Origin of the sequence: Photobacterium swingsii (assembly GCF_024346715.1) — a bacterium.
GTDB lineage: Bacteria > Pseudomonadota > Gammaproteobacteria > Enterobacterales > Vibrionaceae > Photobacterium > Photobacterium swingsii.
Genome location: NZ_AP024852.1, coordinates 3,252,635 through 3,271,929 on the forward strand (window position 1 = coordinate 3,252,635; position 19,295 = coordinate 3,271,929).

Here is a 19,295-nt window from a genome sequence, read left to right on the forward strand (position 1 = left end):
GATTCTCCCTATTCATGTTCTTCTTTGAGGAGGCAATGCTTCACCTCCTCGTTCATCCATTAAGCGGCAACACCTTCACCTTCTGGCGTTGCTGTTGCTTCATTGGCTTTTTCCACTTTGCTCTCTTCCTCAAGCAATTGTTTTTCAAACATTTTGAAGAAAGGTAAGTAGATAAAAATATCCATAATCAGCAAGGCAACAACTAACAACACAGGGGAAAGCGTCCAACCCGCTCCCCATGACGCCCCAAGCAAAGCTGGTGCTGTCCAGGCGGTTTGAGAGACGGCCATCCCCACCATCCCCATATGAACGGCGGTATAAGCAATAATGGCGTTAAGCACAGGGGCAAATATAAAAGGAATGAACATGGTCGGGTTTAACACGAGTGGGCTACCAAAGATAACGGGCTCGTTAATTTGGAAGAAGCCTGGCACAACACTCATTCGGCCGAGACTACGAAGGTGGATCGATTTACTAAATACCATCAAAATCACTAAGGCCAATGTGGCACCGGAACCACCAATGAAGATGTAAAAATCCCAAAAAGGTTGGGTAAATACATTCGGAATAGGCTCACCCGCTAAGAAGGCTTCTTGGTTAGCCCCTATATTTGTCAGGAAGATAGGTGACAGAAGCCCAACAACGATAGCAGCCCCATGGATACCAGCAAACCACAACAATTGACACAGCAATAGAGCACCAATAATAGCAGGCAGCGAGTTAGAAGCGCTCACGAGTGGACGGAACATTTCCAATACCAGATCAGGAATTAACATATCGAACTGCGTTTGGAAGAACAGGCTCAGTGGGTAGACAGTCAAAAAAACAAACAACACAGGGATCAGTATTTCGAAGGAACGTGCTATCGCTGGCGGAACTTGCTCTGGCAATCGGATAGTGACGTTATATTTATTCAAAATACGGATAAGTTCGACCGAGAAAAACGCACTAATCACCGACGTAAATATCCCCGTCCCCGATAAATGGCTAGTCGATAACGCACCATCAGCTACAGGGGCAGATGCGACAAGGAAGGTCATTAATGATAACGACGCGCTGGTGATGCCATCCATGTTATAAGCTCGCGCAAGACTGTAGCCAATCCCCATAGAGACAAAAATCGCCATCAACCCCATGGTCATTTCGTAGGGCAGCATAATATTGTCAAAATTTTCAGCAGCAAAATTTAGCCATGCTCGTCCAAAAGCATTCTCGGTATCTTCCGCAAACGGTGGGAATGCAAACACCAGCATAAAACTACCCACGATAATAAAGGGCATGGCAACAATAAAACCATCACGCATCGCGCGTATATGTTTTTGGTTACCAACCTTCACTGCAATTGGCGCTATCTTCCCTTCAACAATTTTAATTATTGAATCGTAGAGCTTCATAACATGAATCCTTTTTTGAATATGAAACATCCCACCCCGCATAAAAGGATGCAGAGTAAATATATTTAAAAATAAAGCCGCTAAATGGATTTAGCGGCTATGCATAAATTATGCGACTTCAGGTAGCAAAGATAATGCTAACGCGAGCGTTTCATCACCTTTCATCATGCCGTACATTTGAGGGGGTATTGGCGCAACTTGCTTGTGGTACATGTCTGCGATTTTTTGGAGTTCTTCTTGCTGAAACCGTACTTGAGGACCAAGAAGACAAACATCAAACTCTTGTATTAGCTCATTAAAGTTATTCACCGCATGTGCTTCTATCAAACAAGCAATCCCTTGTTTTTCAGCCGCTTGCTGCATTTTCTTCACCAGCATACTGGTTGACATACCCGCACTACAACATAACAAAATCTTTTTCATTCTATGCTCCTTGCTTGATGTTTTCGTATTATTCCAACTGTGTACAAATTGTATACAAGCTCAATTAAACTTTAAAGCGCAACCGGTTGCGTTATCAGTGAGAAAGATCGAAATTCAATTATTAAAAAATGTAATTTTTTACATTTACCCGTTGGTGATATTTATTTAATTAAAAAAAATAAATACGTACGAATAAATATGATTACGACAATTGATTTTAAAGTTCTGATTTAGGTTTTAATCACAAACCTAACAGACCATTTATTATCAATACTTTATCACTATCAATTTTAGGCAAGAGGCATTCAGTTTGTCTGTTTCGACGGCAACAAATAGTTGGTAAACTGCTCCTAGAGACAGTGATATCACCACAACATCCATACCATGCGGTGATCAGTAGATGGAATTATCGGAGTTAACATGAAAAAAAAGCAGCAAAAAGTGCAACCTTCTAAAGAATACGCGACGCTACTGCGTCGATTAGGAGCTTGGCTCTATGATGTATTGATCGTTGCCGCTGTACTTATGCTAGCTGGCGGTATTGCCATGGCACTCGTCGCAGGTTTATTACAACTTGGAATGCTAGATATCAGTGGCTATGAAGATGTGAGCGCGTATCTAGGCAAGCACCCTATCGCGGGTATGCTTTACTCGGGTTATTTAGCGGCTGTAATCATCGCTTTCTATGCCTTCTTCTGGTGTAAAGCGGGACAAACCTTAGGCATGCGAGCATGGAAACTACGTTTACAAAACAGCGATGGCTCTAATATTCGCTTAACGCAAGCCTTCATTCGCATGGCCACATCTGCATTTGGCTTGGGTAACTTTATTGCGCTATTTAGTAAAGAAAAACAGTCTTTCCAAGACATTATGGCTGAGTGTGAAATGATCATCACACCAAAGGTTCACTGATCCCTTTTCTTCCAATAAAAAAGGAGCTTCACGCTCCTTTTTTAATCATGCTGTTTGCGCTTCGGCTTATAACTTACGGCGCAATAGGTAGATAGTGATCATCAAGAACACCGCACTTGGCCCCATCGCACCTATAATCGGTGGCAAGCTATACACCAAACTCATTGGTCCAAACACTTCGTTTGATATATAGAAAGCAAAACCAAAGATCACCCCAGACAAAACACGGGCCCCCATGGTAACCGAACGTAATGGACCAAACACAAATGACAGAGCCAACAGCATCATGACCGCAATCGTCACAGGCTGTAGGGCTTTACGCCAAAAGGCTAATTCATAACGAGAGGCATCTTGCTTCGAATCTTTAAGATAAGTGACGTAATCATAAACCCCTGATAACGCAAGCTCTTCAGGCTTCACCGTCACTACTGCTAGCTTATCTGGCGACAGAACTGTATCCCAAATCTTAGTTTCAAAACGTGTATTGGTTTGGCGGTCTTCATCAAAACTGGTTTCTGTCACATCACGTAATTGCCAACCTTGATCTACCACGTACTGTGCAGAACTCGCATAAACGGATTTTTGCAGTTTATCGTTATCATCAAACTCCCAGATGTTAACGCGCTCTAAGCCCTGCTTTTCTTTTACCCGCCCGATATAAATAAAGTCATTGTTATCTTTAGCCCAGACGCCACTTTGCACCGAAAGCATACTGCCCCCAGATGTCCAGATAGTACGAAGTTCACGCGCCATCTTCTGTGCTTGAGGCGAGCCCCACTGCCCTAGTGCCATGATAATCAACATCAGAGGAACTGCCGTTTTTAACACGGATAAACCGATATCTAGCTTTGAAAAGCCTGCCGCTTGCATCACCACCAGCTCAGAGCTCGATGCCAACATACCCAAGCCAATCAAAGCCCCCAGCAACACCGCCATCGGGAAGAACAATTCAATATCACGCGGAATACTTAAGGCTACAAAGCCGAGTGCTTTCCATAGGTCATAAGTGCCTTCACCGACTTTACGTAACTGCTCAACATACTTGATGATGGCTGATAATCCCACCAGCGTTGCCAGTGTTAGCGAAGAAGTCGCAATGATGGTACGGCCGATGTACCAATCAAGGATCTTAAACATTACCACGTCTCCGGAACTTATCTTTTAATACACGAATAGGCATGGTGTCCCACATATTAAGGACCACAGCAACCAGCAAGGTCATAACATTCACCGACCACAAGCCAATGTAAGTCGGTATTGTCCCGTCTTCCAATGCTGATTTAGCCGCACTCATTGCCAAGAAGTAAGCCAAGTAAATCATGATCGCTGGGAATAGTTTCGCAAAGCGTCCCTGACGAGGGTTGACCGCAGACAATGGCACAACCACCATGGTTAATAGTGGAATACATAAGAACATCGACACCCGCCACTGAAATTCAGCAACCGCCGACAAATTAGTTTGATTAAGCAATTCAACCGTAGGTACCGCTTCCCAATCTCGGGTCTTTTCACGGACAGCGCGCTGACCGATCAAAGCTTGGTAGTCTTCAAAATCCGTAATCATGTAATCCAAGCGGGTCGGTAATCCCTCATAACGGGTGCCGTCTTTCAGATCGAGTACCTGACGGCCATCAGGTAATTCACTGATATAGCCACGGTCAGAGAACGTAATACTCGGACGCAGCGTATCCGTTGCAAAAGGCTGAGCAACAAACACGCGATGCAATTTCTTACCGCTTTCAGTTATGTCGTCAACAAACACCACACCACGCCCATCAGGCGAGCCTTGGAATTGACCTTTAACTAACAGATTAAGACCAGAGTCAGATTCGGCTTGCTCCATTACCTTAGTTTCTTGCTCTGCTGCCCACGGGGTTAGCCATAAGGCATTAAAAGCGGCAAAAGAACCAGAAATGAGCGCCAATAATAATGCCGCTTGGATCAGAAATTTATTGCCGATCCCTGTGGCATTCATCACAGTAATCTCACTTTCTGCATACAACCGACCAAATGTCAGCAAGATCCCGACAAATAAACTCAGCGGCAGCATCATTAGTGCCATGTATGGGAAGTAAAGCCCCATAATGGTCAATATTAGATCACCAGGCAGCGAGCCTTCCGATGCGGAGGCTAAAATACGAATAAACTTTTGACTGAGAAATATCAAAAAAAGCACAAAAAGAATCGCAAATTGGCTCTTTAATGTTTCACGTGTCAAATACCGAACAATAATCACGCTTTATATACCCATAGAAAACTTGTTTTTTTGCTGGAATAACTATAGTTTCTCGGTAAACCAGTTATTTTTTTATCTTTCAGCTAAATGTTAGCCTGCACTTTAGATCCTATACTGTTACAGCGATCCAGCAAGTCAGTGCGGCATTATCTAACATTTAGCCCTAATTGTCTTTATATAGGATGTAGGAGTACGCATGGAGTTCAGTGTTAAAAGTGGCAGCCCCGAGAAACAGCGCAGTGCCTGTATTGTCGTGGGTGTATTTGAACCACGTCGACTTTCTCCAATTGCAGAACAACTAGATAAGATTAGCGATGGCTACATTAGTTCCCTACTTCGTCGTGGTGATCTAGAAGGTAAGCCTGGCCAAATGCTACTGCTTCATCATGTACCTAACGTACTGTCTGAGCGTGTACTACTTGTCGGTTGTGGTAAAGAGCGCGAACTCGATGAGCGCCAATACAAGCAAATCATCAAGAAAACAATCAGTACCTTGAACGAAACAGGTTCAATGGAAGCGGTATGTTTCTTAACTGAACTGCACGTTAAAGGCCGTGATACATACTGGAAAGTACGTCAAGCGGTAGAAACAACCAAAGACAGCCTGTACACCTTCGACCAATTCAAGAGCAATAAGCCTGAAACGCGTCGTCCACTGCGTAAGCTAGTTTTCAACGTACCAACACGCCGTGAATTATCACTGGGTGAACGTGCGATTGCTCATGGTCTTGCTGTTGCCTCTGGTGTGAAAGCAGGTAAAGACCTAGGTAACATGCCACCAAACGTGGCGAATCCAGCTTACCTAGCCTCTCAAGCACGCCGTCTAGCCGATGATTTTGAAACCGTAAATACCAAGATCATTGGTGAGCAAGAAATGAAAGAGCTAGGCATGACCTCATACCTGGCTGTAGGTCAAGGCTCTAAGAACGAAGCCATGATGTCGGTTATCGAATATAAAGGTAACCCAGATTCAGACGCGAAGCCGATTGTTCTAGTGGGTAAAGGTCTGACATTCGATTCAGGCGGTATCTCCATCAAGCCTGGCGCTCAGATGGATGAAATGAAGTACGACATGTGTGGTGCTGCAACCGTATTCGGTGCAATGAAATCACTAGCGAAGCTAAACCTACCAATCAATGTCGTGGGTATTCTTGCTGGCTGTGAAAACATGCCAGGTGGTAACGCTTATCGCCCAGGTGACATCCTAACCACGATGTCAGGTCAAACTGTAGAAGTATTAAATACTGATGCCGAAGGCCGCTTAGTACTTTGTGACGCATTAACTTACGTTGAGCGTTTTGAGCCGGAGTGCGTCGTTGATGTTGCAACATTAACTGGTGCATGTGTTGTTGCACTTGGTCACCACATCAGTGGTTTAGTGGCTAACCATAACCCACTGGCACACGAACTGATCAACGCATCAGAACAAGCGGGTGACCGTGCTTGGCGTCTACCTATGGCTGACGAATACCAAGAGCAACTAGCAAGCCCATTTGCGGATATGGCTAACCTTGGTTCACCAGGTGCTGGCACTATCACTGCGGGGTGCTTCCTGTCGCGCTTCACGAAGAAGTACAACTGGGCACACCTTGATATTGCAGGTACAGCTTGGGTTGGCGGTAAAGCGAAAGGGGCGACAGGTCGTCCCGTCCCATTACTAGTCCAATTCTTACTCAACCGAGCTGGCCTAGAGAACGTCGAATAAGACGAATCATAGAACAAGGGCCTAAGGGCCCTTTTCTTTTAGCGAGTAAACACGATGACTCATGCTACATTTTATATACTTGAAGACACCCATTTAGCGGCTGATAGTGACTACCAGTTGCACTTCGCCTGTCATCAAGCAGCATGGAGTTATCAGCAAGGGCAAAAAGTCTATATTCTTGCCGAGAGTAAAGACCAAGCAGAACAAATAGATGAATACCTTTGGCAACAAGAGCCTGACAACTTTGTGCCTCACAATTTAATCGGTGAAGGCACTCGTGGTGGCTCGCCGGTTGAAATTGGTTGGCAAGGTCTTCGTCATACTGGTCGTCGAAATGTCTTGATTAATTTAAGCCCAGACGCACCAAATTTTGCGGTTACCTTCGCACAAGTGATAGACTTCGTGCCTTGCGACGAAAAACTCAAGCAGCTAGCACGCGAACGTTATAAAGCTTATCGGCTAAATGGCATTCAATTGCAGACAACCGCTGCCCCTGAGACGCCCTAATTCCCATATAGATCCTTCTAAGAGCGCTATGGAAAAGACATACAACCCACAATCAATTGAACAGGCGCTATATCAGCGCTGGGAAGAGGCTGGTTACTTTAAGCCTCACGGTGACACATCTAAAGATGCCTACAGCATCATGATCCCACCACCGAACGTCACGGGTAGCCTACACATGGGTCACGCGTTCCAGGATACCATTATGGATACCCTGATCCGTTGTGAGCGTATGAAAGGCAAAAACACCCTTTGGCAAGTCGGTACCGACCACGCAGGTATCGCAACCCAAATGGTTGTGGAGCGTAAGATTGCAGCCGAAGAAGGCAAAACTAAGCACGACTACGGCCGTGACGCTTTCATCGACAAAATCTGGGAATGGAAAGCGGAGTCCGGCGGTAACATTACCCAACAGCTTCGTCGCCTTGGCGCATCGGTAGACTGGGATCGTGAACGCTTCACGATGGATGACGGCCTATCCAATGCAGTACAAGAAGTATTCGTACGTCTTTACGAAGACGACCTTATCTACCGTGGTAAGCGTCTAGTTAACTGGGATCCTAAGCTACACACTGCGATCTCTGATCTAGAAGTTGAAAACAAAGATAAGAAAGGCCACATGTGGCACTTCCGCTACCCGCTAGCGGACGGCGTGAAAACCGCCGACGGCAAAGACTACATCGTAGTAGCAACCACACGCCCAGAAACCATGCTGGGTGATACAGGTGTTGCTGTTAACCCTGAAGATCCACGCTACCAAGCGCTGATCGGTAAAGAAATTCTACTGCCTATCGTAGGTCGTCGCATTCCAATCGTTGGTGATGAACACGCTGACATGGAAAAAGGCACAGGTTGTGTGAAGATCACCCCTGCGCACGATTTCAATGACTACGAAGTAGGTAAACGTCATAGCCTGCCTATGATCAACATCCTAACTTTCAATGCAGACATCCGTGATGCGGCTGAAGTTTTCACTACTAACGGTGAACCAAGCACAGCATACGACACGGAGCTGCCAGCGAAATACCACGGTATGGAGCGCTTTGCTGCACGTAAAGCTATCGTCGCTGAGTTTGAAGAGCTAGGTCTACTCGACGAAATTAAAGATCACGATCTAACCGTACCATACGGTGACCGTGGTGGTGTTGTTATCGAGCCGATGCTAACTGACCAATGGTATGTACGTGCTGCGCCTCTAGCAGAAACGGCAACCAAAGCAGTTGAAGACGGTGAGATCCAATTCGTACCTAAACAATACGAAAACATGTACTTCTCTTGGATGCGTGACATTCAAGACTGGTGTATCTCTCGTCAACTTTGGTGGGGCCATCGCATCCCAGCTTGGTACGATAACGAAGGCAATGTATACGTTGGCCGTACAGAAGAAGAAGTACGTGCAAACAACAACCTTGCACCTGTCGTTGTCCTACGCCAAGACGACGATGTACTGGATACTTGGTTCTCATCGGCATTATGGACATTTGGTACGCAAGGCTGGCCAGAACAAACACCTGATCTTAAAACCTTCCACCCATCTGATGTGTTGGTAACAGGTTTTGACATCATCTTCTTCTGGGTTGCTCGCATGATCATGATGACCATGTACTTCTGTAAAGATGAAAACGGCAAACCACAAGTACCATTCAAAACCGTTTATGTAACGGGTCTGATCCGTGACGAAAACGGCGACAAGATGTCGAAGTCGAAAGGTAACGTTATCGACCCAATCGACATGATTGACGGCATCGGTCTAGAAGATCTAGTAGAGAAGCGTTGTGGCAACATGATGCAGCCAAAACTAGCAGCTAAGATCGAAAAACAAACGCGTAAAACGTTTGAAAATGGCATTGAAGCATACGGCACAGACGCACTGCGCTTTACCCTAGCAGCAATGGCATCAACCGGTCGTGATATCAACTGGGACATGAAGCGCCTAGAAGGTTACCGCAACTTCTGTAACAAGCTATGGAACGCAAGCCGTTACGTGCTAATGAACACAGAAGATCAAGATTGTGGCATGACAGCAGATCTGACTAACGCTGCTGAGATGGAATTCTCACTGGCTGACAAGTGGATCGAGTCTCAGTTTGAGCTAGCAGCAAAAGATTTCAACGCACACATCGAGAACTACCGTCTTGATATGGCAGCGGGCACAATCTACGAGTTCATCTGGAACCAATTCTGTGACTGGTACCTAGAGCTAACTAAACCTGTTCTATGGAAAGGCACTGAAGCACAACAACGTGCAACACGCTACACCTTGATCACTGTGCTAGAGAAGACACTACGTCTTGCTCATCCTGTACTACCATACATCACAGAATCAATTTGGCAGAGCGTGAAGCCATTAGTGGCTGGCGTAGATGGCGAAACCATCATGACGCAAGCATTGCCTCAGTTTGATGAAGCAAACTTTAACGCTGATGCTGTTGCTGATATCGAGTGGGTGAAAGCCTTCATTACAAGCATACGTAACCTACGTGCTGAGTACGATATCGCACCAAGCAAAGGTCTAGACGTCATGCTGAAAGTAGCGGACGAGAACGATGCTGCACGCCTTCAAGCGAACACTGTGGTTCTACAATCACTGGCGAAGCTAGACAGCATTAAAGTATTGGCTGATGGCGAAGAAACACCAGCATGTGCAACTGCACTTGTGGGTAAATCTGAGCTGATGATCCCAATGGCTGGTCTTATCGACAAAGATGCAGAGCTCGCACGCCTAGACAAAGAAGTCGCTAAGATCCAAGGCGAAATCAAACGTATCGAAGGTAAACTGGGTAACGAAGGTTTCGTGGCTAAAGCACCTGAAGCGGTTATCGCGAAAGAGCGTGAGAAACTAGAAGGCTACCAAGAAACACTGGCTAAACTAGAAACGCAAAAAGTAACGATTGCTGCGCTATAAGCCATACGGCACACGCCTATAAAGCACCTCAAGCCCGACGAGTTATCGTCGGGCTTTTTTTGAACACCACAAAATACCCGCCAAGCCTCCTTACGACAAGCAATAGAAAAAAACTATCAAAACAATAAAAACAATCGAATTTAACTATTAAAATAAAAAGGAAATAATGACGGCATAGAGAATGAGGACACCACCATGAAAAAGACCATTAGCTTTGCCGCAATCCACTTTACCGTTGCTTTTACTGTTGCTTACCTACTGACAGGTGACATTTTGATCGGTAGCCTGATTGCAATGATCGAGCCTATGGTTAATACGGTGGCGTTTTACTTCCATGAAAAAGCATGGCAAACCAAGACGCTTAAGCAGTCTCATTACAGTGCCCCCGCAAGTAAAACGATCAGCTTCGCAATTGTTCACTTCACTGTAGCCTTCACCGTGGTTTACCTATTAACAGGTGATATCTTGATCGGTAGTGTGATGGCGATGATTGAGCCTGCTATCAACACCCTTGCTTACTATTTTCACGAGCGAGTGTGGCAGAAAAAAGAACATCAGCAATCAACAAACCTATTCAATATCGTGGTTTGTCAGCATTAAAGCTTCAGCACGCGTACTTCAACGAAAAAAGGGGGGACTCATCGGCGACTCCCCACCCTGCTTTTCATCATCTCATCAAGTTGCCGTTACTCACCCAGTCTTTCTACTCGAGTGCCGAGCGCAGGATGGGTATTGATCCATTCAGGTAACTCATTATCGATACCGTTAGGCGTAATGAAAAGCTGTAGCATTTGCTGCATCGGCTGAGTCGTTCCGTATAAATCCAGCATAGAAGTAACCGCAAACTCATCAGCTTCCAGCTCCGCTTTGCGTGAGTAACCTTGCATCACATAAAAGACCCCAGCACGATTAAAACTCTCGGCAAGCCCTGCACTTTCTCCTGTTAGTACCGCTACTAACGATGTAAACAACGCTGATCGTACAATTGATTTCATGACATGTTGGTGCTGAATATGCCCCAGCTCATGCAGCAAAATACTATCAAGTTGCTCTGGCGTTTGAGCGAGCGCAACCAAAGCATCAAACACCACTATAGAGCCATCACTTAACGCTAAAGCATTCGGGCGAGCATGCCACTGACGAAAGCGTAGCTTAGGCTTCACAGGCATCGGCGGCAATTGCGCCACCATCGTCTGAAAACGCTGATTGATCAGTGCTTGCTGCGCGATATTCAACTCTGTGGGCGCTAATACCTTCCCATCCAGTGTTTGCATTACATGCTGACCAACTTGCATAGGAACGCTCTGAGGTAAGGCTTTGACGATACCGCTGGCTAACCAAGGGATACCGTGAGTGAAAAATAAAGCAAATAACAGCCCCATTAACACCAAGCTGCTCGCTAAGATGGGAAGATAACGCTCTACCCAATGTAGCCAAGTCCGTTTTCGTGCTTTCAGTACACACTCGAGCAACAAGGAATCATCAGGGATAAATTGCGATCCATCGGGAAAAGCAAGACGAAGAGGCAAACGTCCCAAAGGTTCACTGATACTCACGACTTCTAATGGCATCACTTGATGACCTTGTGCCGTGCTCAACTGTAAGCGTCCTTCTGACAGCAGCATCACGCTTGCAGCAAACTTGTCTGTACTGCGAGCTGGATGACAAAAGCCTTTGATAATCATCTTGCACCCATATCGAAGCCTGCTTTTTCATCGCCCCTAACAGCCATCAGCATCGCCAGCGAGGTGCTAACACGCCAACAACTCTCAACGTCTTGTTTTTTACCATGACACTTACTTTGGTTATCCATTACCCCTATCATCCCTATCTCGCAGCGCACACGGATAGCACGCATTCAAGTAAATCACTTGATTGAAATATCAATAAACCGTTAGCACACCGCCATATCACCTACATTAGGTATCAAGCGCAAAAATAAAAACTAGGTATGAATAATGACACCCCATAACCCACTAATAAGTGCTTATCAGTAATATTGGAAGATAGATCTCGATGTTAGTCGATAAGCAGTCGGAAAACCTAAAAAGGGAGACCCCATTGACATTGTTGCGCAGTGCAACTAAATTTAGTTGTTTAGCACAACTAATAAGAGTGATTTATGCAGCCACAACATCTTCGTCAGTTATCACGTCAACTTGTTCGCCAGCTAGGTATGCTCGACAACCAATGTGGATCATTCAAACTCACCCCGGTTCAGGCCCATACACTAATAGAACTAGAAGAGGCGCCCTGTACCGTTAATCAGATGGCTAAAAAGCTCAATGTCGACAAATCCAATGCCAGTCGTACCCTCGCCATCCTATTAAACCAAGGCTTAGTCGAAGTAAGCGTTAACCCCAAGGATAAACGCAGCCAACTGTCGCAACTCACTGGGAAAGGCCATCAAACACTGACAACACTTCACCAGCAGCTGAACGACCAAGTTCAAGGGGTGCTCGATCAAATGGAAAGCGATGAGATATGCCAACTTAAAAGCAGCTTACAGCGTTATTCTCGTGCTATTACCGCAGTAGCAAAGCAACAAGGCATTATCGTACGTAGCATTACACCGAATGATAACCCTTCCGTCGCAGCAGTTATCCGTCGTGTATCCGCTGAGTATGGCTTAACCGAAGACAAAGGGTATGGTGTTGCCGATCCCACCTTAGATAGCATGCATGAAGTATATGCTGATACCAAAAGTCATTACTGGGTGATCGAGCAAGAACAACGCGTTTTAGGCGGTGGCGGGATCGCCCCACTGGCAGGTTCAGATAATTTGTGTGAATTGCAGAAAATGTACTTTTTACCGCAGCTAAGAGGAAAAGGATTAGCGCGGATGCTGGCCGTTAGGGCATTAAAGTTCGCTCGAGAGCAAGGCTACAACGGCTGCTATTTAGAAACGACAGCCAACCTTAAAGAAGCCATTGCCTTGTACCAGTCCCTCGGGTTTGTCACCATTCCGCATGCATTAGGCAATACCGGGCATGATGCCTGTGAAGTCCGAATGCTAAAAACTTTCGAGCAAGCGTAGGGTTTAAAAACAAAAAAGTCGGCTCATAAGCCGACTTTTCATACTCAGAACAGCAAAACACGATTACTCGTCGTCGTCTTCACCGTCTTCGTCTTCATCTTCACCCGACTCGAAGTATGTACCCCAGCCGTCGTAATCGATGTTATGTTTTTCAGCAAGCTGGATCATTTTCTCAGCTTGCTCATCAATAAGCTCTACTTTAAGTGCTGATTCCATTACGGCATCGAAACAAACAACTTTACCGCCACCATCTTCAGGTGCAAGTTCAAGCTCTTCCGCTTCCATCACCTCGTAGCCCATCTTGAATGCTTCTACAGCCGCAGCTTCAAGCTCTTCAAACGTATCCGCTGAAAAGTGGTGCTCAATAGTATAAAGCGCTTCAGGCTCGCTGCCATCTTCTAAGATAGCGGCAATAATTTCGCGAGTCTCTTCCTTCTGCTCTTCAATCAGTTCTGCATAAGACATGGGGTAACTCCAACTATGGAATAAATTTGCTGGCAAATATCGCATGGATTTAGACGAATTACCATCCTGTTAATGTTACGAGAAGGTAAAATTGATTTTAATCAAAAATATTGTCGATTTATTATTGTACTAAGTCGCCTGAGTCCCAATTTCTTGAGTGAATAAAGTTTCAAGTTATGCAAAACGCACCAAGCTGATAATTGCGTAATTCAAATGAAAAAACGCATAAGAAAACGGAGATGTTATAAAATCTAGGCATAATTTATCGGTGTTATGCGGCTTTTAGGCTAAAAATTAACATTCTGATGAATATTTACCCTCCAACAACACAACTGCAAAAAACATATTCACCCAGTAATTAACGAAAAATACCCCAACACACAAAGTGTGTGGTTATTTGCGCCAAAATAGCCTACTGGAAAAGTGTGAACGGCTGCAAAGTTACCTCTTTGGTAGCAGATTACAATCACCCCGTCCAAAGAGATATGACTCGGTGGCAACGACCAACCGGGCACTATATAAAATAAAGAGAGATACGATCATGAGTAAGTTCACTATCGATACAGGAGCACGCAACGTCCGTCGACGAAGTTCACTCCACCGTTCTCGAAGAGCGCTCACTCCATTCACCCACTCTGACCATAGTGTGCCGTTGCCTTTCGAGGTATTGGTTAACGATAAAGGGGTGACTGAGCGTTACGCGCCCAAAGTCATAACTTCAATAGCCGATCACCATTTCGCTTCGACGTTACCCAATTAAGTAACTCAAGCAAACGTGGATGTGTGTACCAACACACACCAAGCTAACTTCCAATAACACGTTTTACTGAACGCTACTGTTCAGGGAGCCCTTTTGCGCCCACTTCATTGTTCGGCGTACTGGATCACACCCATAAACCACCACAGATATGGGTGCAAGGAGATAAAAATGACGACTCAAACGGTACAACAAGAAGAGAAAGGCGGCTTCTTTGCCAACTTTAAATTCCCTTCTGCTTACACCATCCTGTTCGGCCTCATTGCGTTTGTCGCACTGTTAACCTGGATTGTTCCAGCGGGTCAGTATGAGCGCGTAATGAATGAAGATCTTGGCAAAGAAGTGCCAGTAACGGGCACCTACCACGCTGTAGATAGCAACCCTCAAGGCGTTATCGATGTACTTATTGCACCGATTGATGGCTTCTACGATCACAATACTTACGAAGCTGCTGCAATCGATGTTTCATTATTCATTCTTGTCATCGGTGGTTTCCTTGGTCTAGTGACTAAAACAGGTGCTATCGATGCGGGTATCGAACGTGTTACTGCTCGCTTACAAGGGCGAGAAGAAATGATGATACCTATCCTGATGGCATTGTTTGCTGCAGGCGGTACTATCTACGGTATGGCGGAAGAGTCCCTACCTTTCTACACCCTACTTGTTCCTGTCATGATGGCAGCGCGCTTTGACCCAGTCGTAGCAGCAGCAACAGTATTGCTAGGTGCTGGTATCGGTACGCTTGGTTCAACCATTAACCCATTCGCAACAGTAATCGCAGCAAACGCCGCGGGTATCCCATTCACAGACGGCATCATGCTTCGTGTTGCTATGCTGGCTATCGGTTGGTTAATTTGTGTTGGCTACGTAATGCGCTATGCAAAAATGGTACGTGCTGACAAAACTAAATCTATCGTTTTCGACAAGTACGAAGAGAACAAAGCACACTTCCTAGGCAACCAGTCTGGCGAAATGTTGGAGTTCACAACAACACGTAAAATCATTCTTGCTATCTTCGCTGCATCATTCGGTATCATGATTTACGGTGTATCTGTTGCTGGTTGGTGGATGGCTGAAATTTCAGGCATGTTCCTAGCGTCAACTATCATCATCGGTCTGATTGCTCGTATGAGCGAAGAAGAGTTCACTTCAAGCTTTATCGATGGCGCACGTGACCTACTAGGTGTTGCACTTATCATCGGTATCGCACGTGGTATCGTGGTAATCATGGACCGCGGTATGATCACAGATACAATTCTGTTTGCTGCTGAAAGCGCAGTTACAGGTTTGTCTTCTATCGTGTTCATCAACGTTATGTACTGGTTAGAAATCGTTCTTTCATTCCTAGTACCTTCTTCATCTGGTCTAGCTGTTCTAACTATGCCTATCATGGCACCACTTGCTGACTTCGCAGGTGTGAGTCGTGACCTAGTCGTAACGGCTTACCAATCTGCATCTGGTATTGTAAACCTAATGACCCCAACATCTGCGGTTGTTATGGGTGGTCTAGCTATCGCACGCGTTCCTTACGTTCGCTGGGTAAAATGGGTAGCACCACTACTAGGTATGCTGACTGTACTTATCATGGTTATGCTAAGTGTAGGCGCAGTCCTTTAAGTAAAACTGGCTTTATCTTCATCCCCACAAAAACCGCCTTCGGGCGGTTTTTTTTTCACCACAACTATTCTTCATTTTCTCTGGTTACCTCACCGAAGCCACGACCATTTAGCCTGGTTAAATGCATTTTTGGCTAAGCTAAGTAAGCCTAATAAAACGTCAGGTCGCTGGCTGTCAAGCTTATAGCCTACAGGAGACGCCTTTACAGGTACGATGAGTGCATTGATGCACCATGGATACAAGCGACCAGCGGCTGATGAGGCATCCGTTCGTATCTTCTCGTCGTAGTATCCCACATGCGATTTTAGATGCTGATACTTTGCTTCTCATTTTCAGCTTATACCAACCTTTTAACTGGCCATCACACCTCTACAAATTAACGAATAGATTCAAAGTAATATTTACCCCAATAATCCGCACTATTTAATTATTTAAATTAACCCCCTACTTTTTAACTTATTTTCTCTCACCCTAATAACAGCGATAAAATATAACTAAAATGTAAAATCACAAAATAAAAACCGAACAGATAAACCATTAATATTTTCTTACATCACCATGAAGAAAATATGGCAACTTTCAAAACGAACATTCATTGAAATGCCATAAACCATTAATATAAACAAAGCAAATTTGAGCTATTTAGTTGATGTTCTAAAATTACAAAAACAGATTAAGATCAAATTAAAAGAAAAAGTTTTGTTACCAACAAATTAACAAACACTCATTTTTTAGATAGACAGCCATTTTATGTGCATAAGATTGTATTTTACGCATTTACCCCCTCACATAAAAAATGCATAAAGTATCCCACCCCCAACCCAAAATACACAAAAACAACAACTTAAAATAATTAAAGCGTGCATAAACCCACTTAGACAACATAAATTCCCAGCCTTGAAAACTAATAACAAATGCATCGAAAATGTTAAAAAAATAGTAAGTTAAGTTATTTTGTTAATATATAAAGTGTGACAAACCTCTAAGACTAATACCCCGTTAAGAGTAGAATGATTCACAACAAAGGAGAGCAGGGAAATAAACAAACGTTAGTTTCCCCGCCATAAAATAAATAAAGCCAACCGGAATTTGTTGGCATATTAAATAGAGAGATACGATCATGAGTAAGTTCTACGTAGGTTCTGAAATAGGTCAATTACGCCGCGTTCTAATTCACCGTCCAGAGCGTGCGCTAACTCACCTAACTCCATCAAACTGTCACGATCTACTATTTGATGATGTATTAGCTGTTGAGCGCGCTGGCCAAGAACACGACGTATTTGCTAACACACTACGTGAGCAAGGTGTTGAAGTAATGCTTCTTGGTGACCTACTAGCAGATACGCTAGAAGTGCCTGAAGCAAAAGAATGGCTTCTTAACACACAGATCTCTGACTACCGCTTAGGTCCAGCATTCGCAAATGACGTTCGCTGCTTCCTAGCTGACCTTCCTAGCAAAGAATTATCTTCTATTCTTCTAGGCGGCCTAAGCTACGCTGAGCTACCAATTCAATCTTCTTCAATGATGCAAGGTATGCACGAGCCTACTGACTTCATCGTTGAGCCATTACCAAACCACCTATTTACTCGTGATACATCTTGCTGGGTATACGGCGGTGTTTCAATCAACCCAATGGCAAAACCTGCTCGTCAACGTGAAACAAACCACGTTCGTGCAATCTACCGTTGGCACCCAACCTTCGCTGGCCAAGACTTCATTAAATACTTTGGCGACGAAGAAAAAATCTACGACAACTCAACAATCGAAGGCGGTGACGTACTAGTAATTGGTAAAGGCGCAGTACTTATCGGTATGTCTGAGCGTACTACTGCTCAAGGTGTTGAACAACTTGCTTCTAGCCTATTCAAACACGGCGAAGCGAAACAAGTTATCGCAATGCAACTACCTAAGCACCGCTCTTGCATGCACCTTGATACAGTAATGACTCACATGCGTGAAGATACATTCTCTGTATACCCAGAAGTTGTACGTAAAGACGTTCAATGCTGGAGCCTAACTGGTGACGAGTCTGGCGCTGTTAAAGTGAAAGAAGAAGGTTACTTCGTAACTGCAATCGAGAAAGCACTAGGCGTAGACAAGCTAAACCTAATCACTACTGGTGGTGATAGCTTCGAAGCTGAGCGTGAGCAATGGAACGATGCGAACAACGTATTAACTGTTAAACCAGGTGTTGTAATTGGTTACGAGCGTAACACTTACACTAACGAAAAATACGACAAAGCAGGCATCACAGTTCTACCTATCCCAGGTGACGAACTTGGCCGTGGCCGCGGTGGCGCTCGCTGCATGAGCTGCCCAATCGAACGTGACGGCATCTAAGCAATAGTCTTTTACTAGACAATGCTCAGACGGTTAGCCGGTAAAGCTATCGGCTAACCACTTTAAAACCAAGAGAGAATAATCCCATGACTAAGCAAACTGTTGTTGTTGCATTGGGTGGTAACGCACTACTTCGTCGCGGTGAGCCATTAGAGGCTTCAACTCAACGAATCAATATCGCAAAAGCTGCTGAAACTATCGCGGCTATCGCAGAAGAATACAACGTGGTGTTAGTACACGGTAACGGTCCACAAGTTGGCCTACTAGCACTTCAAGGTTTGGAATACAAAGCAGTAAATCCATACCCACTAGACGTACTAGGTTCAGAAACACAAGGCATGATCGGCTACATGCTGATGCAAGAGCTGAAAAACCTACTACCAGAACAACACGTTTCATGCATGTTGACTCAAATGACTGTTGATCCAGCAGATCCAGCATTCGCAGACCCAACAAAACCTATCGGCCCTGTATACCAAGAAGCCGAAGCGCGTGACCTAGCAGAAAAATACCACTGGACAGTAAAACCTGACGGCGAATACTTCCGTCGCGTAGTACCAAGCCCACAACCAACCGGTATCGTAGAAGACGATGCAATCACAGCACTGATTAAACAAGGTCACCTTGTAATCTGTACTGGCGGTGGCGGTATCCCAGTGAAGAAAGTTGACGGTAAATTAGTTGGCGTAGAAGCTGTAATCGACAAAGACATGTCAGCAGCTTTCCTCGCGAAACAACTTGAAGCTGATGCACTGTTGATTCTGACAGATGCACAAGCAGTATTCCTGGATTGGGGCAAGCCAACGCAAAAAGCATTGAGCAGCACGACTCCAGCAGAATTAGCGAATTACGAATTTGATGCTGGCTCTATGGGGCCAAAAATCGAAGCGTCATGTGAATTCATCAATCAAGGTGGCAAATTAGTAGGTATCGGTGCTTTAGAAGATGGCCTACGCATCCTGAAAGGTGAAGCTGGCACGAATATTATTTCAGAATAAC

At 44.9% G+C, this 19,295-nt stretch carries 17 protein-coding genes; 10 read left to right on the plus strand and 7 right to left on the minus strand.

Annotated features, from left to right (window positions below; translation table 11 throughout):
* Window positions 1-59: 59 nt before the first annotated feature.
* Window positions 60-1,394, minus strand: coding sequence for a PTS sugar transporter subunit IIC (locus OCU77_RS14665; protein WP_048899487.1), 1,335 nt, complete (start codon window positions 1,392-1,394; stop codon window positions 60-62).
* A gap of 108 nt (window positions 1,395-1,502) precedes the next feature.
* The gene (locus OCU77_RS14670) at window positions 1,503-1,817 is read right to left on the minus strand and encodes a PTS sugar transporter subunit IIB (protein WP_048899486.1); all 315 of its coding nucleotides are present in this window, start codon (window positions 1,815-1,817) and stop codon (window positions 1,503-1,505) included.
* A 420-nt stretch (window positions 1,818-2,237) separates the two neighbouring features.
* On the opposite strand from OCU77_RS14670, the gene OCU77_RS14675 reads away from it, so the two are divergent.
* Window positions 2,238-2,729 (plus strand): RDD family protein, encoded by a 492-nt coding sequence (locus OCU77_RS14675; protein ID WP_107303037.1) that lies wholly within the window; start codon window positions 2,238-2,240, stop codon window positions 2,727-2,729.
* A gap of 66 nt (window positions 2,730-2,795) precedes the next feature.
* Here OCU77_RS14675 and lptG read toward each other — a convergent pair whose 3' ends face one another.
* Both lptG and lptF read right to left on the minus strand, forming a co-directional pair.
* Complete coding sequence (gene lptG, locus OCU77_RS14680; protein ID WP_048899485.1) at window positions 2,796-3,866, minus strand: LPS export ABC transporter permease LptG; 1,071 nt, start codon at window positions 3,864-3,866, stop codon at window positions 2,796-2,798.
* The gene (gene lptF / locus OCU77_RS14685) at window positions 3,859-4,965 is read right to left on the minus strand and encodes an LPS export ABC transporter permease LptF (RefSeq protein ID WP_048899484.1); all 1,107 of its coding nucleotides are present in this window, start codon (window positions 4,963-4,965) and stop codon (window positions 3,859-3,861) included. The genes lptG and lptF overlap by 8 nt, the downstream gene beginning before the upstream one ends.
* A gap of 196 nt (window positions 4,966-5,161) precedes the next feature.
* On the opposite strand from lptF, the gene pepA reads away from it, so the two are divergent.
* The 4 genes from pepA to OCU77_RS14705 all read left to right on the plus strand — a co-directional run bounded on the left by pepA (window position 5,162) and on the right by OCU77_RS14705 (window position 10,679).
* A complete protein-coding gene (pepA, locus tag OCU77_RS14690; protein WP_048899483.1) occupies window positions 5,162-6,670 on the plus strand; it encodes a leucyl aminopeptidase in 1,509 nt (502 codons plus the stop codon).
* A 54-nt stretch (window positions 6,671-6,724) separates the two neighbouring features.
* Window positions 6,725-7,177 (plus strand): DNA polymerase III subunit chi, encoded by a 453-nt coding sequence (locus tag OCU77_RS14695; RefSeq protein ID WP_048899482.1) that lies wholly within the window; start codon window positions 6,725-6,727, stop codon window positions 7,175-7,177.
* A gap of 28 nt (window positions 7,178-7,205) precedes the next feature.
* The gene (locus tag OCU77_RS14700) at window positions 7,206-10,079 is read left to right on the plus strand and encodes a valine--tRNA ligase (RefSeq protein WP_107303036.1); all 2,874 of its coding nucleotides are present in this window, start codon (window positions 7,206-7,208) and stop codon (window positions 10,077-10,079) included.
* 195 nt (window positions 10,080-10,274) lie between these two features.
* On the plus strand, window positions 10,275-10,679 hold the full coding sequence (locus OCU77_RS14705) for a DUF2061 domain-containing protein (RefSeq protein ID WP_048899481.1): 405 nt from the start codon (window positions 10,275-10,277) through the stop codon (window positions 10,677-10,679).
* A gap of 86 nt (window positions 10,680-10,765) precedes the next feature.
* On the opposite strand, the gene OCU77_RS14710 is transcribed toward OCU77_RS14705, so the two are convergent.
* Window positions 10,766-11,764: a M48 family metallopeptidase gene (locus OCU77_RS14710; RefSeq protein WP_107303035.1), complete on the minus strand. Its 999-nt coding sequence runs from the start codon at window positions 11,762-11,764 to the stop codon at window positions 10,766-10,768.
* Window positions 11,761-11,892, minus strand: a complete 132-nt coding sequence (locus tag OCU77_RS14715; protein ID WP_261855992.1) for a hypothetical protein — start codon at window positions 11,890-11,892, stop codon at window positions 11,761-11,763. The genes OCU77_RS14710 and OCU77_RS14715 overlap by 4 nt, the downstream gene beginning before the upstream one ends.
* A gap of 309 nt (window positions 11,893-12,201) precedes the next feature.
* On the opposite strand from OCU77_RS14715, the gene OCU77_RS14720 reads away from it, so the two are divergent.
* Window positions 12,202-13,116 carry a bifunctional helix-turn-helix transcriptional regulator/GNAT family N-acetyltransferase gene (locus tag OCU77_RS14720; RefSeq protein ID WP_084711815.1) on the plus strand — a complete coding sequence of 305 codons (915 nt, stop codon included), beginning with the start codon at window positions 12,202-12,204 and terminating at the stop codon, window positions 13,114-13,116.
* 63 nt (window positions 13,117-13,179) lie between these two features.
* Here the strand turns inward: OCU77_RS14720 and rraB are convergent, their stop codons facing one another.
* A complete protein-coding gene (gene rraB, locus OCU77_RS14725; protein WP_048899478.1) occupies window positions 13,180-13,581 on the minus strand; it encodes a ribonuclease E inhibitor RraB in 402 nt (133 codons plus the stop codon).
* 541 nt (window positions 13,582-14,122) lie between these two features.
* Between rraB and OCU77_RS14730 the strand changes: the two genes are divergently transcribed.
* The 4 genes from OCU77_RS14730 to arcC all read left to right on the plus strand — a co-directional run bounded on the left by OCU77_RS14730 (window position 14,123) and on the right by arcC (window position 19,294).
* Window positions 14,123-14,341, plus strand: a complete 219-nt coding sequence (locus OCU77_RS14730; protein ID WP_144414912.1) for a hypothetical protein — start codon at window positions 14,123-14,125, stop codon at window positions 14,339-14,341.
* Between the two features lie 168 nt (window positions 14,342-14,509).
* Window positions 14,510-15,955 carry a YfcC family protein gene (locus tag OCU77_RS14735; protein WP_048899477.1) on the plus strand — a complete coding sequence of 482 codons (1,446 nt, stop codon included), beginning with the start codon at window positions 14,510-14,512 and terminating at the stop codon, window positions 15,953-15,955.
* A 1,120-nt stretch (window positions 15,956-17,075) separates the two neighbouring features.
* Complete coding sequence (gene arcA / locus OCU77_RS14740; RefSeq protein ID WP_048899476.1) at window positions 17,076-18,296, plus strand: arginine deiminase; 1,221 nt, start codon at window positions 17,076-17,078, stop codon at window positions 18,294-18,296.
* Window positions 18,297-18,382: 86 nt separating this feature from the next.
* On the plus strand, window positions 18,383-19,294 hold the full coding sequence (gene arcC, locus OCU77_RS14745) for a carbamate kinase (protein ID WP_048899475.1): 912 nt from the start codon (window positions 18,383-18,385) through the stop codon (window positions 19,292-19,294).
* Window position 19,295 lies beyond the last annotated feature (1 nt).

Coding starts and splice junctions, on each gene's coding strand:
- OCU77_RS14665 (WP_048899487.1), bottom strand. CDS start 1,394: ATGAAGCTCTACGATTCAATAATTAAAATTGTTGAAGGGAAGATAGCG.
- OCU77_RS14670 (WP_048899486.1), bottom strand. CDS start 1,817: ATGAAAAAGATTTTGTTATGTTGTAGTGCGGGTATGTCAACCAGTATG.
- OCU77_RS14675 (WP_107303037.1), top strand. CDS start 2,238: ATGAAAAAAAAGCAGCAAAAAGTGCAACCTTCTAAAGAATACGCGACG.
- lptG (WP_048899485.1), bottom strand. CDS start 3,866: ATGTTTAAGATCCTTGATTGGTACATCGGCCGTACCATCATTGCGACT.
- pepA (WP_048899483.1), top strand. CDS start 5,162: ATGGAGTTCAGTGTTAAAAGTGGCAGCCCCGAGAAACAGCGCAGTGCC.
- OCU77_RS14695 (WP_048899482.1), top strand. CDS start 6,725: ATGACTCATGCTACATTTTATATACTTGAAGACACCCATTTAGCGGCT.
- OCU77_RS14700 (WP_107303036.1), top strand. CDS start 7,206: ATGGAAAAGACATACAACCCACAATCAATTGAACAGGCGCTATATCAG.
- OCU77_RS14705 (WP_048899481.1), top strand. CDS start 10,275: ATGAAAAAGACCATTAGCTTTGCCGCAATCCACTTTACCGTTGCTTTT.
- OCU77_RS14710 (WP_107303035.1), bottom strand. CDS start 11,764: ATGATTATCAAAGGCTTTTGTCATCCAGCTCGCAGTACAGACAAGTTT.
- OCU77_RS14715 (WP_261855992.1), bottom strand. CDS start 11,892: ATGGATAACCAAAGTAAGTGTCATGGTAAAAAACAAGACGTTGAGAGT.
- OCU77_RS14720 (WP_084711815.1), top strand. CDS start 12,202: ATGCAGCCACAACATCTTCGTCAGTTATCACGTCAACTTGTTCGCCAG.
- rraB (WP_048899478.1), bottom strand. CDS start 13,581: ATGTCTTATGCAGAACTGATTGAAGAGCAGAAGGAAGAGACTCGCGAA.
- OCU77_RS14730 (WP_144414912.1), top strand. CDS start 14,123: ATGAGTAAGTTCACTATCGATACAGGAGCACGCAACGTCCGTCGACGA.
- OCU77_RS14735 (WP_048899477.1), top strand. CDS start 14,510: ATGACGACTCAAACGGTACAACAAGAAGAGAAAGGCGGCTTCTTTGCC.
- arcA (WP_048899476.1), top strand. CDS start 17,076: ATGAGTAAGTTCTACGTAGGTTCTGAAATAGGTCAATTACGCCGCGTT.
- arcC (WP_048899475.1), top strand. CDS start 18,383: ATGACTAAGCAAACTGTTGTTGTTGCATTGGGTGGTAACGCACTACTT.